A 2,844-nucleotide genomic window follows, 5' to 3' on the forward strand; every position below is an offset into this window, starting at 1 on the left:
TGAAAAGCGGGTGATCGGCAAGCTGGACCGTTACGGCCAGAAGCTGCAGATCGCCCATCCCGAAGTGCTGCCCATGGAAAGCGCCGCGCCGCCGGGGCTGCGTGAACCAGTCTATCCGCTCACCGAAGGCGTCACCAACCGGCGCATGGGGCAGTTGGTGGGCGAGGCGTTGACGCGCGTGCCGGCGCTGGCCGAATGGGTCGAGCCGAGCGTGATCGAGCGTCACGGCTGGGCGTCGTTCACCGAGTCGCTGCACGCGGCCCACCGGCTGGAAGGCGGCCGCGACCGGCTGGCGTATGACGAACTGCTGGCCAACCAGCTGGCGCTGCTGCTGGTGCGGGCCGACACGCGGGCGCGGCGCGGGCGGGCGCTGGCGGGCAATGGCCGGCTGGTGCAGCCACTGATGGCCAGCCTGCCGTGGCAGCTGACCGGCGCGCAAAAACGCGTGATCGGTGAGATCATGGGCGACATGGCGCAGGCCCAGCCGATGCTGCGGCTGCTGCAGGGCGATGTGGGATCGGGCAAGACGCTGGTGGGGCTGATTGCCATGCTGGCCGCGGTGGAGGCCGGCACGCAGGCGGCGCTGCTGGCGCCCACGGAAATCCTCGCCCGCCAGCATCATGCGACGTTGACCAAGCTGGTTGCTGGTCTGCCGGTGCGGATTGCGCTGCTCACGGGCCGCGACAAGGGCAAGGCTCGGGAGGCGTTGCTGGCCGATCTGGCGGCGGGGCAGATCGACATCCTTGTTGGCACGCACGCGATTTTTCAGGAGGCGGTAGCCTATGATGATCTGGGCCTGGTCGTCGTTGATGAACAGCATCGTTTTGGCGTCGCCCAGCGGTTGATGCTGGCCAACAAGGGCCGGGTGCCGCCGCACGTGCTGGCGATGACCGCCACGCCGATCCCGCGCAGCCTGGCCCTCACACGGTTTGGCGAAATGGATCAGAGCCAGATCGACGAACGCCCGCCCGGCCGCCAGCCGATTGAAACGCGGGTAACGGGGCGTTTCGAGGATGTGGTTGCCGGCCTTGCCCGCCATGTCGAAGCCGGTGGGCAGGCCTATTTCGTCTGCCCGCTGGTGGACGGCACCGAAGATGAAGACGAAGCCGCCGCCACCACCCGCGCGGCGTTTCTCAAAGGCCGGCTGGGTGAGGGGAAGGTTGGCCTGGTTCACGGCAAGATGAAGGGGCCGGACAAGGATGCAGTGATGGCGGATTTCGCTGCCGGGCGGCTGGCGGTGCTGGTGGCGACGACGGTGATCGAAGTGGGGGTGGACGTGCCCAATGCCACGTTGATGATCATCGAGGCGGCGGAGCGGTTCGGGCTGGCGCAGCTGCACCAGTTGCGCGGGCGCGTCGGGCGCGGGGCGGGCCACAGCGTGTGCCTGTTGTTGCGTGGGGAGGAACTGTCGGAAACCGCGCGCAGCCGGCTGAAACTGATGCGTGAGACCAATGATGGCTTCCGCATTGCCGAAGAGGATCTGCGCCTGCGCGGCGCTGGCGAGATACTCGGCACGCGGCAATCGGGGGAGGAGGCGTTTCGTTTCGCCGATCCGGAACGCGTGCAGAAATTCGTCACCATGGCGCGCGATGATGCGCGGCTGCTGTTGGACCGGGATGGCGGGCTGGACGGGACGCGCGGGCAGGCGGCGCGGGTGCTGCTGTATCTGTTCGAGCGGGATGCAGGGGTGGCGTTGCTGCGCAGTGGGTGAAGGAGAGGGCTGCGATGCGATCACGCCGCCTGTAAGCCGGGTTCTGTCCAGGATTTGCACCCCTGGGCGACCATTCCTCTCGGACGGCGGTTACCCGCCGCCTCCAGCAACCAACCCGGATGACTGGGCCGGTTCCTGCCCTGCATGTCGAAACATGCGCGCCATCCCTATTCGGTCTTGCTCCCGGTGGGGTTTGCCGTGCCGCTTTGGTTGCCCATCGCGCGGTGCGCTCTTGCCGCACCGTTTCACCCTTGCCTGTCCTCTGTTGCCAGAGCCATCGGCGGTCTGTTCTCTGTGGCACTGTCCCTGATCCGAGTTGCCTCGAACCGCCGGGCGTTACCCGGCACCGCGTTCCGTGGAGCCCGGACTTTCCTCGGCAGAATAAATCCTGACGCGGTCGCCCAACGACGTGATCGCGCAGGCGCTCTAGCATTTTGTATTCACCCGCGCCATGGCAGCGGCATGATTGAAATCGAAGGCAGCGGAGAGAGTTTCACAGTCTCGGCAGAAGTCATCGCTGAAGGCCTGAAATTGCAACCGGAACAGGTGCAGCCGATGCTGGCCGGCCGCCTCATAACCTCGTGGGTGGAAGCCGGCGTGGACGAGGATTTTGGCAGATTCCGCCTCACCTTCGCCACCGACAAGCGCCGCCTGCGCTTGATCGTCGATGCGCTGGGCAGCGTCATTTCCAAGTCCACGCTGGATTTTGGCGGACACGACCTCCCGCTCGGTGCCCGCAAACCCGGCGCTGTGTAAGAACGCCGCAACCAAACATTACAGTATTGCAATGTTTGTCTGGCAACGGCATATTCAATCCATCGGGCCGGAACCCCCCAACTTTTCCCGGCCCGCTGGCTGACAACCCTGCCAGCCACCAGCAATCAGGATGGTCCTCCCCCCTGTTGGGCCATTCGCGGAACCCTTGCGGCCGGTGCTCCCTCCAGCGCCGGCCGTTTTTTTACAACCCTTCCGCCAGCAGCAGGCCGCGCAGGATGGTGCGGCTTTCCGCGTCGATCACGCCGTCAAAGCGGGCGGGGCGGTGGTGGCGCTGGAAGGCGATGACGGCTTCAAGCGGCGCAAACACGTCATAGCCATAGCGGCCGAGTGCGGCCATGAAGCCCATGTCCTGCCAG

General features: G+C 66.0%; 2 protein-coding genes and 1 other RNA gene. 2 read left to right on the plus strand and 1 reads right to left on the minus strand.

Annotation, left to right across the window (positions count from 1 at the left end):
- Positions 1 to 1,711, plus strand: a 1,711-nt coding sequence (recG, locus tag RMO81_RS10160) for an ATP-dependent DNA helicase RecG (protein WP_310475740.1), incomplete at its 5' end; no start/stop codon positions are given.
- 16 nt (positions 1,712 to 1,727) lie between these two features.
- Here recG and rnpB read toward each other — a convergent pair.
- An RNA gene (gene rnpB, locus RMO81_RS10165) (RNase P RNA component class A) lies at positions 1,728 to 2,124 on the minus strand.
- Between the two features lie 49 nt (positions 2,125 to 2,173).
- Between rnpB and RMO81_RS10170 the strand changes: the two genes are divergently transcribed.
- Positions 2,174 to 2,467 carry a DUF6522 family protein gene (locus tag RMO81_RS10170; protein ID WP_310475742.1) on the plus strand — a complete coding sequence of 98 codons (294 nt, stop codon included), beginning with the start codon at positions 2,174 to 2,176 and terminating at the stop codon, positions 2,465 to 2,467.
- Positions 2,468 to 2,844 lie beyond the last annotated feature (377 nt).

It is taken from the genome of Sandarakinorhabdus sp., assembly GCF_031422795.1.
Classification (GTDB): Bacteria; Pseudomonadota; Alphaproteobacteria; order Sphingomonadales; family Sphingomonadaceae; genus Sandarakinorhabdus.

What these genes read in the sequence shown, in the direction of transcription:
- RMO81_RS10170 (WP_310475742.1), top strand. Translation starts at nt 2,174, where the DNA reads ATGATTGAAATCGAAGGCAGCGGAGAGAGTTTCACAGTCTCGGCAGAA.